This is a genomic window from Streptomyces sp. NPDC050732 (genome assembly GCF_040654255.1).
GTDB lineage: Bacteria > Actinomycetota > Actinomycetes > Streptomycetales > Streptomycetaceae > Streptomyces.
This window is the reverse complement of sequence record NZ_JBFAHP010000005.1, coordinates 41397-59792: the sequence shown is the minus strand read 5'-3', so window position 1 is coordinate 59792 and position 18396 is coordinate 41397. Positions and strand designations below refer to the sequence as shown.

Below are 18396 nucleotides of genomic sequence, written 5' to 3'. Positions count from 1 at the left end.
CCCTGCACACCGAGGCCTGCACCGACCACGCCGACGCCTACGACACCTACGACACCTACGACGCCGCGCACCGCGAGGTGCCGGCCGAACTCACCGTCGCGATCCGCGCTGCGGGCGCCTCTTCCTGGACGATCCGGCGCAGCGGGGCCGACCTCTTCCATGCTCTGGAGCGCGGGGATTACGGGCGCATGCCCGTCCTGCGGGAGCTGCCGTGACCGGGACCGGGCCGCTCCTCGTCGACGCCCACCACCACGTGTGGGACCTCTCCGTGCGCGACCAGGAGTGGATCACCGGCGACGCCCTCGCGCCGATCCGCAGGAACTTCACCCTGGCCGACCTCGCGCCCGAGGCCCGCGCGGCGGGCGTCGGTGCCACGATCCTCGTCCAGACGGTGACCGTCCCGGACGAGACCCCGGAGCTCCTCGCCCTCGCGGCGGACAGCGACCTCGTGGCGGGGGTCGTCGGGTGGACGGACCTCACCCGCCCGGACGTGGCCGACACGCTGGCCGCACTGCGTGAACTGCCGGGCGGGCAGCACCTGGTGGGCATCCGCCATCAGGTACAGGGTGAGCCGGAGCCGGAGTGGCTGCTGCGCCCCGACGTCCGCAGGGGCCTCGCGGCGGTCGCTGCGGCCGGACTCGCCTACGACCTCGTCGTGCTGCCCCATCAGCTGCCCGCCTGCGCCAAGGCGGCCGCGGAGATGCCTGAACTCACGTTCGTGCTGGACCACTTGGGAAAGCCGCCCATCGCGTCGGGGGCCGTCGAACCCTGGGCGTCCGCCGTCCGCGCGCTCGCCGCGCGTCCCAACACCGTGTGCAAGCTCTCCGGCATGGTCACCGAGGCGGACCGCGCGACGTGGACGGTGGACGACCTGCGGCCGTTCGCGGACACGGTGGTCGAGGCGTTCGGGCCCCGGCGCCTGATGTTCGGCTCCGACTGGCCGGTCAGCACGCTCGCCGCCGAGTACGGCGGAGTCCTCGACGCCGCACGGCTGTTGACGCGCTCCCTGGACACGGCCGGGCGGGCCGAGGTGTTCGGTGGCACGGCCAGGCGCGTCTACCGCTTCTGAGCCGGCGGGGCGAGCCGCGTCGGCGACAGGAACTCACGGACGTACGTACGCTCCCAGCAGGCACCCGTGTCACGCAGCTCGCGCCAGGTCGTGTAGCGGTAGCGGTAGAGCCGGGCGCGGATGTACGCGGGCGGGGCGTCGGGCGGGAACGGTGAGCTCCGCAGCAGCCGCAGCGTGTCCCGGTCGCCGTCCAGGAGGCGCTCCACGAGCGGGCCGAACCACGACCGGGCGTACGCGGGGGAGAGCCCGGCGAACCACATCATCCAGTCGAGCCGCAGGTGGTACGGGGCGAACTGGCGCGGCCAGTGACGTACGTCACCGGGTTTCCCCCTGAACTCGTACGCCCGCCAGTCGCCGTCCTCGCGCGGCGCCTCGTCCGCCGTGCCCTCGATGACGACCTCCTGGCGGACGCGGCTGACGCTGCCGAACGCGCCGTACGCGTTGACGAGGTGCAGCGGGTCGAACGAGCGGTTCATGACCTGCCGCCGGGACAGCAGATTGCGCACCGGACGGTAGCTCAGCGCCAGGAGCAGCGCGGCGACGGCGGTCACCACCACCACGTACCAGAGGGGTGCCTCCGCGACAGCGGGTGCCGCATGCCAGGCGGACAGGTCGAGTGCGGAGACCGCGAGCACGACGGTGAGCCAGTTCAGCCAGGCGAAGTTGCCCGAGAGGACCAGCCACAGCTGGGTCACGATCATCAAACAGGCCGCCCCCGTCGCGACCGGATGCGGCGTGAACAGCAGGAACGGCACGGCCAGTTGGGTGACGTGGTTGGCCGCGACCTCCACCCGGTGCACGGGCTTCGGCAGCCGGTGGAAGAACCAGCTCAGCGGGCCCGGCATCGGCTGCGTCTCGTGGTGGAAGTACAGACACGTGAGCCTGCGCCAGCACGCGTCGCCGCGCATCTTGATCAGCCCGGCGCCGAACTCCACGCGGAAGAGCACCCACCGCAGGAGAAGGAGCACGAGGACGGGCGGCGCCACCCGGTCGTTGCCGAGGAAGACCGCGAGGAAGCCCACCTCAAGGAGCAGCGACTCCCAGCCGAAGCCGTACCACGTCTGGCCCACGTTCACGATGGAGAGGTACAGCGCCCAGGGCACCAGCCACAGCAGCATGGCGCCCCACAGCGGCAGCAGACCGTCCGCGCCGGCCAGCAGCGCCACCGCGACCGCACAGCCCGTCCAGGCACAGAGCGCGAAGAAGCGGTCCGAGTAGTGGAGCTGGAAGAGGCTCGGCGCCCGCCGGAACGGCACCTGCGCCACGTACCGCGGCACCGGCAGCATTCCGCGCTCACCGATGAGCGCCCGGAACTGCAGGGCGGCCCCCAGGAAGGCCACGAGATACAGCGCGGCCAGGGCCCGCTGGAAGATCAGCCGGCTCAACCAGTACGCGTCCGCGGTGAACCACTCCACGTGCCCATTGTGCGGTCGGCCGCACGCCGGCGCCTTCGACGGCCGGCGAGTCGAATCGGTCAGACGGCGGGCGGGACAGCCATGCGGAACGGGCCAATCGTTCCCCGGCCCTCTCGTCGCTGCCGTCCCATTCGCCACGGCGGTCTTTTCGCCCGGCCCGCAGCCGCCTTCCCTGAATTCGCCGAGTTCCGTCATCAGGCAAATACGCAAGTGTTTCCGAATGATATGGAGCGGCCGCGTCCGATTGCCGTGGATGTGGCGCATTCGTGACGGTATTGGCGCGGCATTGAGTCAAATAGCGCTGGTAGTTGATTTTCAGATATGGCAGAGTCGTCCGTCGGGTGGCCGGTTCAGTCGAGGAATGGATCCAGTTGGTCTTACGGCCGCTCACGGATCAGCCGTCAGCCGCGGGGGAGAAGTCGGCTCATGAACTTGGTGGAACGCGGTGAAGAACTTTCGATCATGGAACACATGCTCGACTCAAGTGCGAGCGGGCATGGCGGAGTCATTCTGGTCAGCGGCGCGGTGGCCAGTGGCAAGACCGCGCTGCTGCGCGCTTTCGAGACGCGCGTCAACACCTCGGGCGCACTGCACCTGCAGGCCACAGCGTCGGACGCGGAGAGCGACCTGCCCCTCGGAGTGATGGGGCAACTGCTCCTCGGCGCCGATCTGCCCGCCGCGGACGCCCGGCGCGCGGCGCGGCTCGTGGAGCTCATCGCCGGCTCGGCCCAGACACGGCGGGCAGCGGGGGAACTGCCCGCCGTGGCCATGAACGAGATTCCCGAGCTCTGCGGGATTCTACTCGAAAAAGCCAGGGAAAGGCCCCTGGTGCTCAGTATCGACGACGCACGGCATGCCGACGAACACTCACTGGAATGCCTCCTCTTCCTCGCCCGCCGGCTGGCCGTCAGCCGCATTCTGGTCGTGCTGGGCGAGAACAGTGGCTTCCTGGCAGGACACGCGAGATTACGCGTTGATTTGCTGCGTCTGCCCGGCTGCCGAAATATCAGGCTCGGTCCGCTCACACACTCCGGAGTCGCAGAAATGATCTCCGTATTCGGTGAGCCGGGGTGGCGGACGCGCAAGCTGGTCCCGGAGATCCACCACATGGGCGGCGGCAGCCCGCTGCTGACCCGCGCGCTCATCGAGGACCACCGCGCCGCGGGCGCCGGAACCACACCGTCCGCAAGCCTGGTGCCGGGTGAGTCGTTCGTGCGGGCCGTCGCGACCTGTCTGTACCGCAGCGATCTCGCCACCCGGCGCACCGCCTGGGCCCTGGCGGTGGCGGGCGCCGACATGTCCCTCGCCGAACTGGTGGAAGTCCTCGGGGCCAGCAGGGAGTCGCTCCTGCACAGCCTGCGGGCGCTGAACGAGGCGGGCCTCCTCGACGCGGGCTGGTTCCGCCACGACGTCGGGCGCGCCGCGGTGCTCAGGAGCCTGGAGCCCGCCGACCGCGCCCGCGTCGAGGCCCGCTGCGCCCAGGTGCTGCACGAGCACGGGGCCGCCCCGACCGTCGTCGTGCGGCACCTCATCGCGGCGGAGACGGCCGACGCGCCCTGGGCCCGGCGCACCCTGATCGAGGCGGCGGAGCGCGCCCTCGCCGACGACGAGGTCGAGCTCGCCCTCACCTGCCTGCGCATCGCCCGCGACAGCAGCACCGACCCGGACCAGGCCCTGGAGATCCGGGCCGCGCTCACCCGGGCGGGCTGGCGCGTCAACCCGGCCGGCGTCGCCCAGCACCTGCCCGAACTCACCGCCGCGGCGCTCGACGGGCGCCTCGGCACCCGGCACGCCGACGAACTCGTCGGCCACCTCCTCTGGTTCGGCCGGGCGGAGCGCGCCCTCGACGTGCTCCGGGCCGTCGAGCGGCAGAGCACCGTGCCGCCGGGACGCCCCGGCCCCGGCGTCCGGTACCGGCACGACTGCCCGCGCCGCTGGATGACGTACGCCTATCCGGGCCTCCCCGCCTCCGCCGGGGCCTGCCTGGGCGGGACGCCGGAACACACGACGGCACAGGACACGAGCCCACAGCACGCGGCGGCGCTCGCGCGCAGCCCGCATCAGCGGGCGGCCACGCTGGTGAAGGCCCTCCTCGACGGCCCCGGCGACGACGTGGTGGTCAGGGCCGAGCAGATCCTGCAGAGCACCCGCCTCGACGACGGCACGCTGACGCCGCTCCTGGTCGCGCTCAACTCCCTGCTCCTCGCCGACCGCCTGGAGGCCGCGGGCTTCTGGTGCGAGACGCTCCTGAAGGAGGCCGTCGAGCGGCGCGCCCCCATGTGGCAGGCGCTGCTCGCCGCGGCCAAGGCGCGCATCGAGCTCAGGACGGGCGCTCTGGTCGCCGCGCGGGAGTCGGCGCGCTCCGCGCTCGCCCTCGTCCCCGCGGACGGCTGGGGCGTGGCCGTCGTCTCGCCCGTGGCCACCGCCGTGTCCACCAGGACCGTCATGGGCCGGCTCGACGAGGCCGCCGCGCATCTCAGCGTCCCGGTGCCGGACGCCGCGTTCCAGACCGCGGACGGCCTGCTCTACCTGCGCGCCCGCGGCCACTACTACCTCGCCGCCGGACGCCCCTACGCCGCACTCGACGACTTCCTCACCTGCGGTGACCTCATGCGGCGCTGGGACTTCGACCTGCCCGCGCTGGTGCCCTGGCGCACCGACGCGGCCGAGGCCCACCTGTCCCTCGGCGACCGCGACCGCGCCCGGGGCCTGGCCGAGGAGCAACTGGCCCTGAGCGGCCGGAAGAACGACTGCGCGCGAGCCGTCTCGCTGCGGATGCTCGCCGGCACGCTCGACGCCGCACACCGGCCGCCGCTGCTCGTCGAGGCCATCGACATCCTGCGGGACCGCGGCCACCGCCTCGAACTGATCCGCGCCACCGACGAGTTGGCCCGCGCGCAGCGCGAGCTCGGCAAGGTCGGCCAGGCGCGGGCCCTGGCCCGGAAGGCACAGCGGCTCGCGGGGGAGTGCGGAGTGCCCGTGCCCAGCATGCCGGCCGCGGCCGACGCCGACAGCCCGCACCCCGCCGAACAGCCGTGGTCGGCCGGGAACCGCCGACATCCCGACGAACTCAGCAACGCCGAACTGCGGGTGGCCACGCTCGCCGTCCGCGGCCACACCAACCGCCAGATCGCCGACAAGCTCTGCATCACGATCAGCACCGTCGAGCAGCATCTGACGCGGGCGTACCGCAAGCTCGCCGTCCAGCGGCGGGCCGACCTCGCGGCCAAGCTGAACCCCCTCGCGGGACCGGGGGAGGGGGACCGCGAGGGGGCCGCGACGCACGACGCCTGTGACCGGCTGCACGTGTGCTGACGACCGGACGTCGGTCATGTCCGTCTCCCCGTTGGTGGGCACGGCCGGCATCTCCTTGTCGAGGTGTCGCGAGGTGTCGCGAGGTGTCGCGGGGTGTCACGAGGCCCTGGCACAGTGGCGGTGGTGCGATTCCGTTTCTACGCGGCGGTCGGTCACACCGCGGTCCGAAGATCTGTGACCGGTTCACAGGAAGTCCGGGCAGGCCCGGACACGACGGGTTGTGACCGGTGCGTGACGACGGTTCGGGCACCGTGGACTTCATGATCAGTTCCCCGATGAGGCCCCCGCGATGAGGGTCCTGGTGGTCGAGGACCACGCCGAGCTCGCGCAGTCGGTGGCGCGGGTGCTGCGCCGCGAAGGCATGGCGGTCGACGTCGCCCTCGACGGCGCGGACGCCGTCGAACGCACCTCCGTGGTCGACTACGACGTGGTCGTGCTCGACCGGGACCTGCCCGGCGTGCCCGGCGACGAGGTGTGCCGTCGCCTCGCCGAACAGCCCGGGCGCGCCCGGGTGTTGATGCTGACGGCGTCCGGCACGATCGCCCACCGCGCGGCGGGCTTCGGCCTCGGTGCGGACGACTGCCTCCCCAAGCCGTTCGCCTACGCCGAACTGGTGGCCCGCATCCGGGCGCTGGGCCGCCGCTCGCGGACGGCGCTGCCCCCGGTCCTCGTACGCGGCGACCTCAGACTCGACCCGGCGCGGCGGGTCGCGTCGCGCGCCGGGGAGCGACTGGCGCTCACGCCCAAGGAGTTCGCGGTCCTGGAGTACCTCCTCGCGGCCCGCGGCCGGGTCGTCTCGGCCGAGGAACTCCTGGAACGGGTGTGGGACGAGGCGACGGATCCGTTCACCACCACGGTCAAGGCGACGATCAACCGCCTGCGGCCGAAGCTCGGCACCCCGCCCGTCATCGAGACCATTCCTCGGAGCGGCTACCGGATTTGAGGGGCCCATGCGCCTGCCCTCGCTCACCACACGCCTCACGCTGCTGTACGGCGCGCTGTTCGTCGCCTCGGGGGCGGTCCTGCTCACTCTCACGTATCTGCTCGTCGCCCGGTTCCCCGCGGACCGGGTGGTCGTCGACGGAACCGGAACCGGAGCAGGCCCCGGAGCCGGTCCCGGCGTCCACACCGCCGCCGGGACCGGCGACATCGCCGGACGGCTCCACGAACAGGCGGTGCGGCAACACGCCGATCAGCTCCGGGAGTTGTTCGTCCAGTCCGGGATCGCCCTGGCCGTCATGGTGGTGGTCTCCGCCGCCCTCGGCCGGCTGGTCGCCCGGCGCGCGCTGCGTCCGCTGCGCACGATGACCGGCGCCATCCGGCGCGTCTCGGCGCACACCCTCCACGAGCGGCTCGCCGTCCAGGGCCCCGGCGACGAGATCAAGGACCTCGCCGACACCGTCGACGGGCTCCTCGGCCGCCTGGAGACGGCGCTCGACTCCCACCGGCGCTTCGTCGCCAACGCCGCCCACGAACTGCGCACCCCGCTCACCCTGGAGCACGCGCTGCTGGAGGAGGCGCTCATCGACCGCGACGCCACCGCGGAATCGTTCCGTGCCCACTTCGAGCGGCTGCTGGAGATCAGCGAACAGCAGGCCCGGCTCCTGGAGTCGCTGCTGACGCTCGCGGGCAGTCAGCGGGGCCTCGGACACCGCGAGCGACTGGACCTGGCCCGCGTCACCGAGTGGGTCCTGCACGCCTCGCGTCCGCGGATCGAGGGGCGCGGGCTGCGGGTGGAGACCGCCATCGGTTCCGCGGCCCTGCTGGGCGACCCGGCCCTCGTGCAGCGCCTGGTGTCCGACCTCGTGGACAACGCCGTGGGCCACAACACCCCGGGCGGACAGGTGCGGATCACCACCGGCGGCCGGGGCGGGCACGCGGTCCTCTCCGTGGCGAACACCGGCACGCGGGTGCCGCCGGACGAGGTGGAACGGCTCTTCGAACCCTTCCAGCGCCTCGGCCGCACGGCGGGCGACGGCCACCACGGCCTCGGCCTCTCCATCGTGCACGCCATCGCCCTCGCCCACGACGCCGTGATCAGCGCCCGGGCGCGGCCGGGCGGCGGGCTCGCGGTGGAGGTCGCCTTTCCGCTCTGCCCCGGTGAGTCCGGTGAGTTCGATGAGCCGGACGGGCCGGGTGCGGGCGTCGTCGATATTGCGCAGTTGGACAAGGGGGCCGGACTTCGTTGAGGAAAGGGGGTCGGCACTTCTACCGTGGTCGCCCGACGTATTTCCCCGACGGTTCCCCGCGCTTTCCGCGGTTTTCCGGAGCGCGGGCGGATTTCGATCCGGTCGAGGGATATCACGTATTCGCGATCAGTCCCGCTCCGCCGGGACACCGTTCACGGGAGGAACCCCTTGGTTGTCGTGATGGCCCCGGAGGCCACGCAGGAAGATGTGGACGCGGTCGTCGAACTGGTCCGCACGGCGGGCGGGGACGCCTTCGTCAGCCGAGGCGTCACCCGGACGATCGTCGGCCTGGTGGGAGACGTGGCGGCGTTCGGCGCCCTCAACCTGTCCCACCTGCGCGGAGTCCTGGAGGTCGTGCGCATCTCGGTGCCGTACAAACTGGTCAGCAGGGAACACCACCTGGACCGCTCCGTCGTGACCGTCGGGGGCGTGCCCATCGGCCCCGACACCCTGACCGTGATCGCCGGGCCCTGCGCGGTGGAGACCCACTCGCAGACCCTGGCCGCCGCGCGGATGGCGCAGAAGGCCGGCGCGGCGCTGCTGCGCGGCGGGGCCTTCAAGCCGCGCACGTCGCCGTACGCGTACCAGGGGCTCGGCGAGACCGGACTGCGCATCCTCGCCGACGTGCGGGAGGAGACGGGGCTCCCCGTCGTCACCGAGGTCATCGACCCGGCCAGCGTCGAACTGGTCGCCCCCTACGCGGACATGCTGCAGATCGGCACCCGCAACATGCACAACTTCGCGCTGCTCCAGGAGGTGGGCGCGGCCGGCCGGCCCGTGCTCCTCAAGCGCGGCTTCGGGGCCACGATCGAGGAGTGGCTGATGGCCGCCGAGTACATCGCGCAGCGCGGCAACCTCGACATCGTGCTGTGCGAGCGCGGCATCCGCACCTTCGAGACCGCCACCCGCAACACGCTGGACATCAGCGCCGTGCCGGTGGTCCAGCGCCTGTCCCACCTCCCCGTGATCGTGGACCCCTCGCACTCCGGCGGCCGCCGGGACCTCGTCCTGCCGCTGACCCGTGCCGCGCTCGCGGTCGGCGCGGACGGCGTGATGATCGACGTGCATCCGGAGCCGGGGCGGGCCCTCTGCGACGGCGACCAGGCCCTGACCCGGACGGAGATCGGTGCGGTGGCGAGCGCCGTCGACGCGCTGACGCCGCTGATGGGCCGCACCCTCGCGCGGCCTGCCGCCGATGTGCGGGCCGGTAGGGGTGAATAGGGGTGGCGGAACCCGTGGCGCGCTGTCAGTGAGGGGTTCCGGGGCCGAAAGGGCGTTGTTAGGGTGAAAGTGCTCGGCCGGGGAAATAATCCCGCGGCCGGGCGCGCGGATTCCCGCCGAAGGGACCGGGGTGCCGAGCGCGGGTGAATTCTGTAATCCGGGAGAACACACCCGCGGGGCACACGACGCATTCACTTCAGGAGCCCTCGACCAAGGGCGATACGTGACGCGCACCGGAGCGGACCCAAGGCGGCAGGGGGACTCGGCGCTGGGGCGCGTCCGGGCGGTGTGCCGGGACGCGCGCACGGGGGACAACAGAGCTTGAGGGGGAGTTGAGTTGGCAACACCTGGGCACGCAGAAATCGACCGGCTCATGGTCGTCGAAGTCGAGATCGGCTCGCTGGCGACGACGGACTCACCGCGGACGTCCGGCGTCGATCCGGAGCACGTTCAGGCGCTCGCGGTCGTACAGACGCCGCTGCCGCCGATCACCGTGCACCGTCCGACGATGCGGGTCATCGACGGCCTGCACCGCTTGCGCGCCGCCGAACTCCAGGGGCGCAGCAAGATCGCGGTGAAGTACTTCGACGGCGCGGAGGACGACGCCTTCGTCCTCGCCGTCGAATCGAACGTCACACATGGTCTGCCGCTGACGACGGCGGACCGCAAACGGGCGGCGGCGCGCATCATCGCCTCCCACCCGCAGTGGTCGGACCGGATGATCGCATCGGTCAGCGGCATCGCCCCCGGCACCGTCGCGGACCTCCGCAGGCGCGCCCCGGGCGGCCGGCAGGGCGACGAGAGCCGGATCGGCCACGACGGCCGGGTCCGGCCCATCAACGGCGCGGAGGGGCGCAGGCTCGCAGGTGAGCTGATCGCCGAGAACCCGGGGCTGTCGCTGCGCCAGGTGGCCCGGGTGGCGGCCATCTCGCCGGAGACGGTGCGCGACGTGCGCAACCGCATGATGCGGGGCGAGGACCCGGTGCCGCAGCGCGGGAAGCAGGCGAACCGCGACGACCGCGCCACCGCCCCGCGGATTCCCCGGCCCTCGGCCGTGCCCGACCGGGACGCGGCCCAGGACCGGGCCGCCGCCGTCAAGCGCCTCAAGGCGGACCCGGCGCTGCGCTTCAGCGAGATCGGCCGCACCCTGCTGCGGCTGCTGAGCATCCACACGATCAGCAGGGAGGAGTGGGACCAGATCATCGACAAGGTGCCGCCGCACTGCAGGGGCGTCGTGGCCTACCTCGCCGGTGAGAGCGCCGAGATGTGGACGGAGGTCGCGGTACGGGTCCAGAGCAAGGTCGCCGAGTCGGCGTAGCGGGGAGCGGCGGCGCCCCTCCCACATGCGCGCGCCGGGGCCTCCGCCTAGCGTGGGCCCATGGAGCACGACCCGGCGGGGCAATGCCGCTGTGGACAGCCGGCCGGGGAGCCGGCCGGCTGTTTCCTCGCGCTGTACGGGGCCGCGCTGCGCATGGGCCGCTTCGACTGGGACCTGGACACGGGCCTGATGACCATGGACGCCACGGCCCACGAGGTCTTCGACGTGCGCCCCGAGGAGTACGACAACCGGCCCGAGACCCTCGCCTTCCGCGTCCCGACCGTCGAGGGACACCGCCTCGACCAGATCGTCTCGCACGCCCTGAAGGACGGCAGCGACACGTACGGCGCGTACTTCCGGATCCGCTGCCACACCGGCGCGCTGCGCTGGACCCACACGCAGGGCTGCATCCAGCGGGACGCCACCGGGCGGCCCCGCCGCATCGTGGGCATCGTCAGGGACGCCACCCGGGAGCTGGGCGACAGCCCCGCCGCGCTGCGCGAGCGGGCCGACGAGGAGGCCGAGCGGCGCCGCACCACCAGCCTCGTCCAGGGCACCACGGCGGCCCTCGCGCACGCCCGCACGGTGCGGGACGTCATCGACGTGCTCCAGGACACCCACGGCCTGGCCCACCTGGGAGCGTCGAACCTGGTCATGGGTCTCGTCGAGGCGGGCCGCATCCGCCTCGTCGCCGAGGGGCCCGCGGGCAGCTTCGTGCCCGGCACGCGCCTCACGGGCGTCGACGAGCAGTACCCCATGAGCGAGGTCGTCCGCACCCTCGCGCCGCGCTACATCGAGACGGCCGACGACTTCGCGGAGTCCTACCCGCTGCTCTGGCCGCACATCGACGAGCTCGGCATCACCGCGGCCGCGTACCTCCCGCTGATCGCGCAGGCCCGCCCCATCGGCGTGCTCGGCCTGCTCTACCAGGACAAGACCGGCTTCACCGAGGACGAGCGCAACGTCCTGGTCGCGCTGAGCAGCAGCATCGCGCAGAGCCTGCAGCGCGCCATGTTCTACGAGCAGGAGAAGGACCTCGCCCAGGGCCTCCAGCAGGCCATGCTGCCGCGTACCATCCCCGGCGTGCAGGGCGCGGAGATCGCCGTCCGGTACCGCGCCGCGGCGCTCGGCCGGGACATCGGCGGCGACTGGTACGACGTGATCCCGCTGCCCGGGGGCCGCGTCGGCGCCGTCATCGGCGACGTGCAGGGGCACGACACGCACGCGGCCGCCGTCATGGGCCAGCTCCGCATCGTCCTGCGCGCGTACGCCGCCGAAGGACACACGCCCGCCACCGTGATGGCCCGTGCCTCCGGTTTCCTGCACGAGCTGGACACCGAACGCTTCGCGACCTGCCTGTACGCGGAGGCGGACCTGTCGACCGGCGTGGTGCAGCTGGTCCGGGCGGGGCACCTCGACCCGCTCGTCCTGCTCACCGACGGGTCCTGCCGGCGGGTGCCGGTCGACGGGGGCCTGCCGCTCGGTCTGTCCGCCGAGTTCGGTCAGCTCGACTATCCGGTCACCACTTACGAACTCGACGCGGAGCAGACCCTGTTGCTCTGCACCGACGGTCTCGTGGAAGTACCGGGCGCCGACCTCGACGACGGCATGCGGGCCCTGGCGGAGCTCGCCGCCGTCGGCCCCCGCGATCTGCAGCGGCTCGCCGACCGGCTCTGCGGCATCGTCGACGGCCGCGGCGGCGACGACGACGCCGCGCTCCTCCTGCTGCGCCGCCGCCCGGCCGACGGGCCCCGCTCGGGCGGCCGGCTGCGGCAGCACGTCGCGCCGAGCGACCCGGAGGCGCTCGCCGAGGCACGGCACATGATCCGGGCCGCGGTGCGGGCCTGGGGCGCGGGTGAACGGGCCGACGAGATCGAGCTGGTCGCCGACGAGATGATCACCAACGCCCTGCTGCACACCGACGGCTCCGCGGTCGTGACCGTGCGCGTCCTGAGCGGCACCGACCGGCGGCTGCGCGTCGACGTGGAGGACTCGTCGAGCGCTCTGCCGCGCCGCCGCGACGCCGGCGAGTCCGGGGTGTCGGGCCGCGGCCTGCTCCTGGTGGACCGGCTCGCGGACGTGTGGGGCGTGGACGCGCGCGGCAGCGGCAAGTGCGTGTGGTGCGAGTTCGTCGTGCCCGCGGACAGAGCGCGGAGGTGAGGGAGAGCGATGCCGGAACTGCCCGAAGTGGAAGCCCTGCGCGAGTTCCTGACGGGCCATCTGGTCGGCCGGGAGATCGTACGCGTACTGCCCACCGCGATCAGCGTCCTCAAGACGTACGATCCACCGCTCACCGCCCTCGAAGGACGCACCGTCACCGCCGTGGAGCGGCACGGCAAGTTCCTGGACGTCGACGCCGACGGCACGCACCTCGTTACGCACCTCGCCCGGGCCGGCTGGCTGCGGTGGCACGACCGCCTCCCCGACGGCGTACCGCGCCCCGGCAAGGGTCCGCTGGCGCTGCGGGTGGCCCTGGAGACGGGGGAGGGCTTCGACCTCACGGAGGCGGGCACCCAGAAGCGCCTCGCGGTGTACGTCACGCGGGCGCCGATGGAGCTGCCGGGCATCGCGCGCCTCGGCCCCGACCCGCTGGCCGCCGACTTCGACGAGGAGCGGTTCGCGCGCCTCCTGGCGGGTGAACGGCGCCAGATCAAGGGGGCGTTGCGCGATCAGAGCCTGATCGCGGGCATCGGGAACGCGTACAGCGACGAGATCCTGCACGCGGCCCGCATGTCCCCGTTCCGGCTCACGTCGAGCCTGACCGAGGAGGAAGTCCATGGGCTGCATGTGGCGCTGTTGGCTACGCTGACCGAGGCGGTGGAGCGCTCGCGCGGGGTCGCGGCGGGCCGCCTCAAGTCGGAGAAGAAGAGCGGTCTGCGCGTGCACGGCCGCACCGGCGAGCCGTGCCCGGTGTGCGGCGACACGATCAGGGAGGTCTCCTTCGCCGACTCCTCGCTGCAGTACTGCCCGACGTGCCAGACGGGCGGGAAGCTCCTCGCGGACCGGCGGCTGTCCCGGCTGCTGAAATGACGGCGCCGGTCACGGGCGCGGCAGGGTCAGGAGCGGTTCCCCGTCGGCGGTGCGCACCTCGTACCGCTCCGTCTGCCCGGTGCGCAGGGCCGCGGTGCCGCGCGTCCGTACGGTCGGCGCGGGGACCCGCCACGTCGTGACGGTCTGCTCGGCGCCGTCGGCGCCGACGGCGACCAGTTCGCAGACCCGCCCGTCGGCCGCCGCGTCCCGCACCGTGAGCCCGATCTCCGTGCCCCAGGCCCGGTCCCTGGCGGTCAGCGTCGCCGAGACCCCGCTGCGGGCGTCCCGCGCGCTGATCCGCACCGGGCCCGGCTGGCTCGCCGTCACGACGGTCACGGCGGGGGCGCCGACGGCCAGCACGACCCCGACGGCGACCCCGCACAGCCGCCACCCGCGCCGCGTCCCGTGCACCCGCCCCGCCTCCCGCAGGAGGCGGTCCAGCAGGCCTGGAGAGGGCGCGGCGAGCGGCTCCACGGGGGCCGGTGTCACCCGCCGGTACAGCTTCAACTGGCGGGCGGGCGCATGAAGTTCGTCGAGTGAGAAGAGGCAGGCGGGGCAGCCCACGAGGTGATCCTCGAAGCGGAAGGCGTCCGCCTCGTCCAGTACGCCGAGCGCGTAGGCGCCCGCGTCACGGTGCCGCTCCAGGGGCCTCATGGCGATCCTTGCCGTTCGGTGTCGCTGCCGGGTGCTGTTCCTCCTCCGGTACGCAGCGGACCGCCGAATCATTCAAGGGCCGCGGCCCGCTCAGAACAGGTGGATCGCCAGGTGGCTCAGCGGCAGCCCGAGCCGCCACGCGGGCGTCCACACCTTCGGCCCGTCCTCCTCGCCCTGCCCGCCGCGGCCGGGCACCGCGTCCAGGTCGGGGGCGAGCAGCTCGGTCTCCTGCAGCCAGCGCCACGCCCGGTCGGCGAGCTCCAGATCGGGCCGGGGGCCGCCCGCGGCGGCGGCGTCCGCCGTGCGGAGCGCCATCCGCTCCCGGACCCAGTCCTGCCACGGCTGGCCGTACGCGGTCAGGCTCAGCCAGGTCTCCAACTGGGAGATCACCCGGATTCCGGACAGCTCGCCCTCGCTGTCCGACAGGAAGATCGTCAGCGCGAGGGCATCGCGCCCCGCCCGGTACTCGAACGACGTGGGCGGCATCAGATCGCCGGTGCGCAGCAGCTCGTCGGCGATGTACTCGGCGTACAACCACGCCATCGGGACGGCGAGGCCGCCCTCCTGCGGGCCGTCCGTGTTCCCTCTGCTCTCGTGCCGCATCCGTTCCGCCTTCCTCCGGTCCGCGCGCGCTCCGGCTCTGGCCCCCCAATCCGGCACACGGTGAGGACAGCCGATTACCCGGAAGGGGTGCCGGGCAAGGCGCTTTACGGAGGCTTGACCCGGGCCCCGGTTTCACCGCAGGTGAGCCGCTGTGTGTTGTTCGCGTCACAGGCGGGGCCGTTTGACGCCGTTTCAGGGACTACGGCGGCCTTGCTCCTTGATTATCGGATAATTCCGTATGTGGATTCGTCTGGCTGGATATCGCCCCCACCGACGGAGCCGGAGTATGAAGCAGCGCGCACGGACCACACGGCACACACGAACCACCGTCACCTCGCGAAACGGACCGCGGGCCCGGCGTCCGCGCCCCGCGACAGCCGCCGCGGCGGCCCTCCTGATCGCGGGCGCCGCGGGCCCCACGGCCTGCTCCGCGGGCCCGGCCCCGGCCCACTCCCCGGCCGGCATGGCCGCGGCCGAGCGGCGCGGCTTCACGCTCGCCGCCTCCGGAGACGTCCTCCCGCACGCCTCGATCATCCGCAAGGCCCGCGCCGACGCGGACGGCGACGGCTACGACTTCGCGCCGATGCTCGCGGGCGCCAAACCCGTCATCAGCAAGGCCGACCTGGCGATCTGCCACATGGAGACCGTCTACGGAGCGGACGGCGACTACAGCGGCTACCCCGCCTTCAAATCCCCGCCCCAGGTGGCCCGCGCCCTCAAGGCCAACGGGTACGACTCGTGCTCCACCGCCTCCAACCACACCCTCGACGACGGCGCGGCAGGCGTGCGCCGCACCCTGGACGCGCTCGACAAGGCGGGCGTCAAGCACGTGGGCTCGGCCCGCTCGGCCGCCGAGGACAAGAGCCCGGCGTGGCTCCGGGCGGGCGGCGCCAAGGTCGCGCAGCTCGCGTACACCTACGGCACGAACGGCTATCCGCTCCCCAAGGGAAAGCCCTGGACGGTCGACCTCATCGACCGCGGCAAGATCATCCAGGATGCCCGGCGGGCCCGGAAGGCGGGCGCCGACGTCGTGGTCGTCAGCCTGCACTGGGGAACGGAGTGGCAGGACGAGCCCGACCGGCAGCAGCTGCGGCTCGGCAAGCGGCTCACGGCGTCGCGGACGGGCGGGCGCCCGGACATCGACCTCGTCATCGGCACGCACGCCCACGTCCCACAGGCGTACGAGAAGGTGAACGGCACCTGGGTCGTCTACGGCATGGGCGACCAGATCGCCGGTGAGATGATCAACCACGAGGGCGCCCACGACCCGCGCGGCAACCAGGGCACCATCGGCCGCTTCACCTTCGCTCCGCCCGCGCGGCCGGGCGCCCGCTGGCGGGTGACGAAGGCCGAGTTCCTGCCGATGTGGTTCGACACGGACTCCGTGCGCGTCGTGAACCTCAACCGGGCGCTGGACCGCGGCGCGGACGTACGCGACGTGCGCGACCGCATCCGCCGCGTCGTCCTCAGCCGCGGCGCGGGCAAGCACGGCCTGGTCATGGGGAAGTAGACCGCGTCACGCCCCGGTGCCGCGCTCCGCCTTCGCCAGCTCCGACTTCCGGTAGGAGTACCCGAAGTACACGACGAGACCGAGCGCGAACCACACCGCGAACCGCACCCACGTCTGCCACTGCAGGAACGTGATCAGCCAGATGGAGAACACCACTCCGATCGCGGGCACCACGGGCATCCCCGGGCAGCGGAAGGTGCGTGGCAGATCCGGGCGCCTGTAGCGCAGCACGATCACCGCGACGCACACCACCACGAACGCCAACAGGATCCCGATATTGGTCAGTTCGGCCGCCTCGCCGATCGGCAGGAACCCGGCGATGGCGGCCGACGCGACCCCCACGATCCAGGTCACGCGCGTCGGCACGTGCCGGGTCGGGTGCGTCTTGGCGAACCACTTGGGAAGGAGGCCGTCGCGCGACATGCTGAACCACACTCGGGTGCAGCCCAGCATGAACGTGAACATCACCGTGAGGATGCCGATGATCGCGCCCACCGCGATGACGTCCGCGAGACCACCGAGCCCCACCGACTTGAACGCCGTGGAGAAGCCGCTCTCCGGGTCGACGTCCTGGTAGCTCTGCATGCCCGTCAGGACCAGGCACGCGAGCACGTAAAGGACCATCGAGATGGCGAGGGAGTAGAGGATCGCCTTCGGCATGTGCCGCTGCGCGTCCTTGGACTCCTCCGCGGCCGTACTCATCGCGTCGTAGCCGAAGACGGCGAAGAAGACGGTCGCCGCACCCGTGAACGCGCCGCTGACCCCGTACGGGAAGAACGGTTCGTAGTTGCCGGTCTCGATGTGGAAGAAGCCGACCGCGATCACGACGAGCACCACGACCACCTTCAGCACCACCACGACCATCTCGAAGCGCGCGGCGTTCTTGATGCCGAGGGTCAGCAGATACGCGATGAACAGACACAGCACCGCGGCGAAGAGGTCGACCTTGTGCCCGTCCCCGGTGCCCGGCGCGCCCATCATCCAGCTCGGCAGCTCGGCCCCCAGCTCCTCGACCAGGAAGCCGAAGTAGCCGGAGATGCCGATCGCGACGACCGCGACGATCGCGGTGTACTCCAGCAGCAGGTCCCAGCCGATGAACCAGCCGGTCAGCTCGCCGAGCACCACGTAACCGTAGGTGTACGCCGACCCGGCCTTCGGGATCATGCCCGCGAACTCGGCGTACGAGAAGGCGGCGGCCGCGCTCGCGACCCCCGCGATCAGGAAGGAGATCAGTACCGCGGGGCCCGCCGTGCCGTTCGCCACGGCGCCGGCGAGGCTGAAGATGCCGGCCCCGATGATGCCGCCGACACCGATCGCGGTGAGCTGCCAGAGGCCGAGGGTTTTCGCGAGCCCGCCGCCCGCCCCCGTCTCCGTCTCGTCGATGTGCTCGATGGGCTTGCGGCGCAGCACGCCCTGTCCCATCCGGAGTCCCGACATGATCTCCACCTCTTCGCAGACGGCAGTCGGCTGATGGCGGATCATGATGGCCCAGCCCGGGGCGCGACGGAAGACGCCACACCCCGGCCGTCCGGGGCGTCGTCACGCCGGGGGCCATTCAGGTGCGCGGGGCTACGGGACCACGGTGACCGGCCAGCGCCCGGCCTTCACCAGCCGGACGGCGACGGAGCCGACGATGCGGTGGCCCGCCTGCTCGGAGGCGCCGACGACGACGGCGTCGGCCTTCAGGTCGTCCGCGGCGGTGACCAGGCCGGTGTAGGGGTCGCCGCGGAACGTGTGGAACTCCCACCGGACGTCGAATATGTCCTTCACCCGCTCCGTCGCCGCCCGGATCTCCGCGATCAGCCCCTCGGCGATCTCGTCGGTGGTCTCGGCGACCGGCACACCGAACGCGGCGCCCGCGGCGAGCACCGGCTGGATGTACACGACGGCGAGCAGGGCCCGCTGCCGCCGCGCCAGGCCTCCGGCATATGCCGCCGCGCGGAGCGATGAATCGGAGCCATCGACTCCGACCACGATCACCTTGGGCCCGTCGGTGCCGCGTTCGAACTGCTGGGACTGGTCTGCACTCACGCCGAGAGGTTAGCGGAGGCAGTCGTACCGCCCGCGTTCCG

14 protein-coding genes and 1 pseudogene are annotated in these 18396 nt (G+C 72.4%); 10 read left to right on the top strand and 5 right to left on the bottom strand.

Annotated features, from left to right (window positions below):
• Positions 1-2: 2 nt before the first annotated feature.
• Both AB0H82_RS06225 and AB0H82_RS06220 read left to right on the top strand, forming a co-directional pair.
• Positions 3-212 (top strand): annotated as a pseudogene (locus AB0H82_RS06225) (L-rhamnose mutarotase); the annotation flags it as partial.
• Positions 212-1069, top strand: coding sequence for an amidohydrolase family protein (locus tag AB0H82_RS06220; RefSeq protein ID WP_362989368.1), 858 nt, complete (start codon positions 212-214; stop codon positions 1067-1069). The pseudogene AB0H82_RS06225 and the gene AB0H82_RS06220, both read left to right, overlap by 1 nt.
• Here AB0H82_RS06220 and AB0H82_RS06215 read toward each other — a convergent pair.
• Positions 1057-2484, bottom strand: coding sequence for a lipase maturation factor family protein (locus AB0H82_RS06215; RefSeq protein ID WP_362989365.1), 1428 nt, complete (start codon positions 2482-2484; stop codon positions 1057-1059). The genes AB0H82_RS06220 and AB0H82_RS06215 overlap by 13 nt on opposite strands.
• 321 nt (positions 2485-2805) lie before the next feature.
• Between AB0H82_RS06215 and AB0H82_RS06210 the strand changes: the two genes are divergently transcribed.
• The 7 genes from AB0H82_RS06210 (at position 2806) to AB0H82_RS06180 (ending at position 13557) form a co-directional block, all read left to right on the top strand.
• Positions 2806-5799 (top strand): AAA family ATPase, encoded by a 2994-nt coding sequence (locus AB0H82_RS06210; protein ID WP_362989363.1) that lies wholly within the window; start codon positions 2806-2808, stop codon positions 5797-5799.
• 289 nt (positions 5800-6088) lie between these two features.
• Complete coding sequence (locus AB0H82_RS06205; RefSeq protein ID WP_362989361.1) at positions 6089-6742, top strand: response regulator transcription factor; 654 nt, start codon at positions 6089-6091, stop codon at positions 6740-6742.
• 7 nt (positions 6743-6749) lie between these two features.
• Positions 6750-7988 carry an ATP-binding protein gene (locus tag AB0H82_RS06200; RefSeq protein WP_362989359.1) on the top strand — a complete coding sequence of 413 codons (1239 nt, stop codon included), beginning with the start codon at positions 6750-6752 and terminating at the stop codon, positions 7986-7988.
• Positions 7989-8165: 177 nt separating this feature from the next.
• Positions 8166-9209, top strand: coding sequence for a 3-deoxy-7-phosphoheptulonate synthase (gene aroF, locus AB0H82_RS06195; protein WP_362989655.1), 1044 nt, complete (start codon positions 8166-8168; stop codon positions 9207-9209).
• A gap of 373 nt (positions 9210-9582) precedes the next feature.
• Positions 9583-10527, top strand: a complete 945-nt coding sequence (locus AB0H82_RS06190) for a streptomycin biosynthesis protein (RefSeq protein ID WP_362989356.1) — start codon at positions 9583-9585, stop codon at positions 10525-10527.
• Between the two features lie 60 nt (positions 10528-10587).
• On the top strand, positions 10588-12687 hold the full coding sequence (locus AB0H82_RS06185; protein ID WP_362989354.1) for a SpoIIE family protein phosphatase: 2100 nt from the start codon (positions 10588-10590) through the stop codon (positions 12685-12687).
• Positions 12688-12696: 9 nt separating this feature from the next.
• Positions 12697-13557 carry a DNA-formamidopyrimidine glycosylase family protein gene (locus tag AB0H82_RS06180; protein ID WP_362989352.1) on the top strand — a complete coding sequence of 287 codons (861 nt, stop codon included), beginning with the start codon at positions 12697-12699 and terminating at the stop codon, positions 13555-13557.
• Between the two features lie 9 nt (positions 13558-13566).
• On the opposite strand, the gene AB0H82_RS06175 is transcribed toward AB0H82_RS06180, so the two are convergent.
• Complete coding sequence (locus tag AB0H82_RS06175; RefSeq protein WP_362989350.1) at positions 13567-14211, bottom strand: zf-HC2 domain-containing protein; 645 nt, start codon at positions 14209-14211, stop codon at positions 13567-13569.
• 90 nt (positions 14212-14301) lie between these two features.
• Positions 14302-14814, bottom strand: coding sequence for a hypothetical protein (locus AB0H82_RS06170; protein WP_362989347.1), 513 nt, complete (start codon positions 14812-14814; stop codon positions 14302-14304).
• 286 nt (positions 14815-15100) lie between these two features.
• Here AB0H82_RS06170 and AB0H82_RS06165 point away from each other — a divergent pair, with 286 nt between their 5' ends.
• Positions 15101-16324 carry a CapA family protein gene (locus AB0H82_RS06165; RefSeq protein WP_362989345.1) on the top strand — a complete coding sequence of 408 codons (1224 nt, stop codon included), beginning with the start codon at positions 15101-15103 and terminating at the stop codon, positions 16322-16324.
• Between the two features lie 6 nt (positions 16325-16330).
• Here AB0H82_RS06165 and AB0H82_RS06160 read toward each other — a convergent pair whose 3' ends face one another.
• Both AB0H82_RS06160 and AB0H82_RS06155 read right to left on the bottom strand, forming a co-directional pair.
• Entirely contained in the window at positions 16331-17761 is a 1431-nt protein-coding gene (locus AB0H82_RS06160; protein ID WP_362989342.1) for an amino acid permease, read from the bottom strand.
• 132 nt (positions 17762-17893) lie between these two features.
• Positions 17894-18355: a universal stress protein gene (locus tag AB0H82_RS06155; RefSeq protein WP_362989340.1), complete on the bottom strand. Its 462-nt coding sequence runs from the start codon at positions 18353-18355 to the stop codon at positions 17894-17896.
• Between the last annotated feature and the right edge of the window lie 41 nt (positions 18356-18396).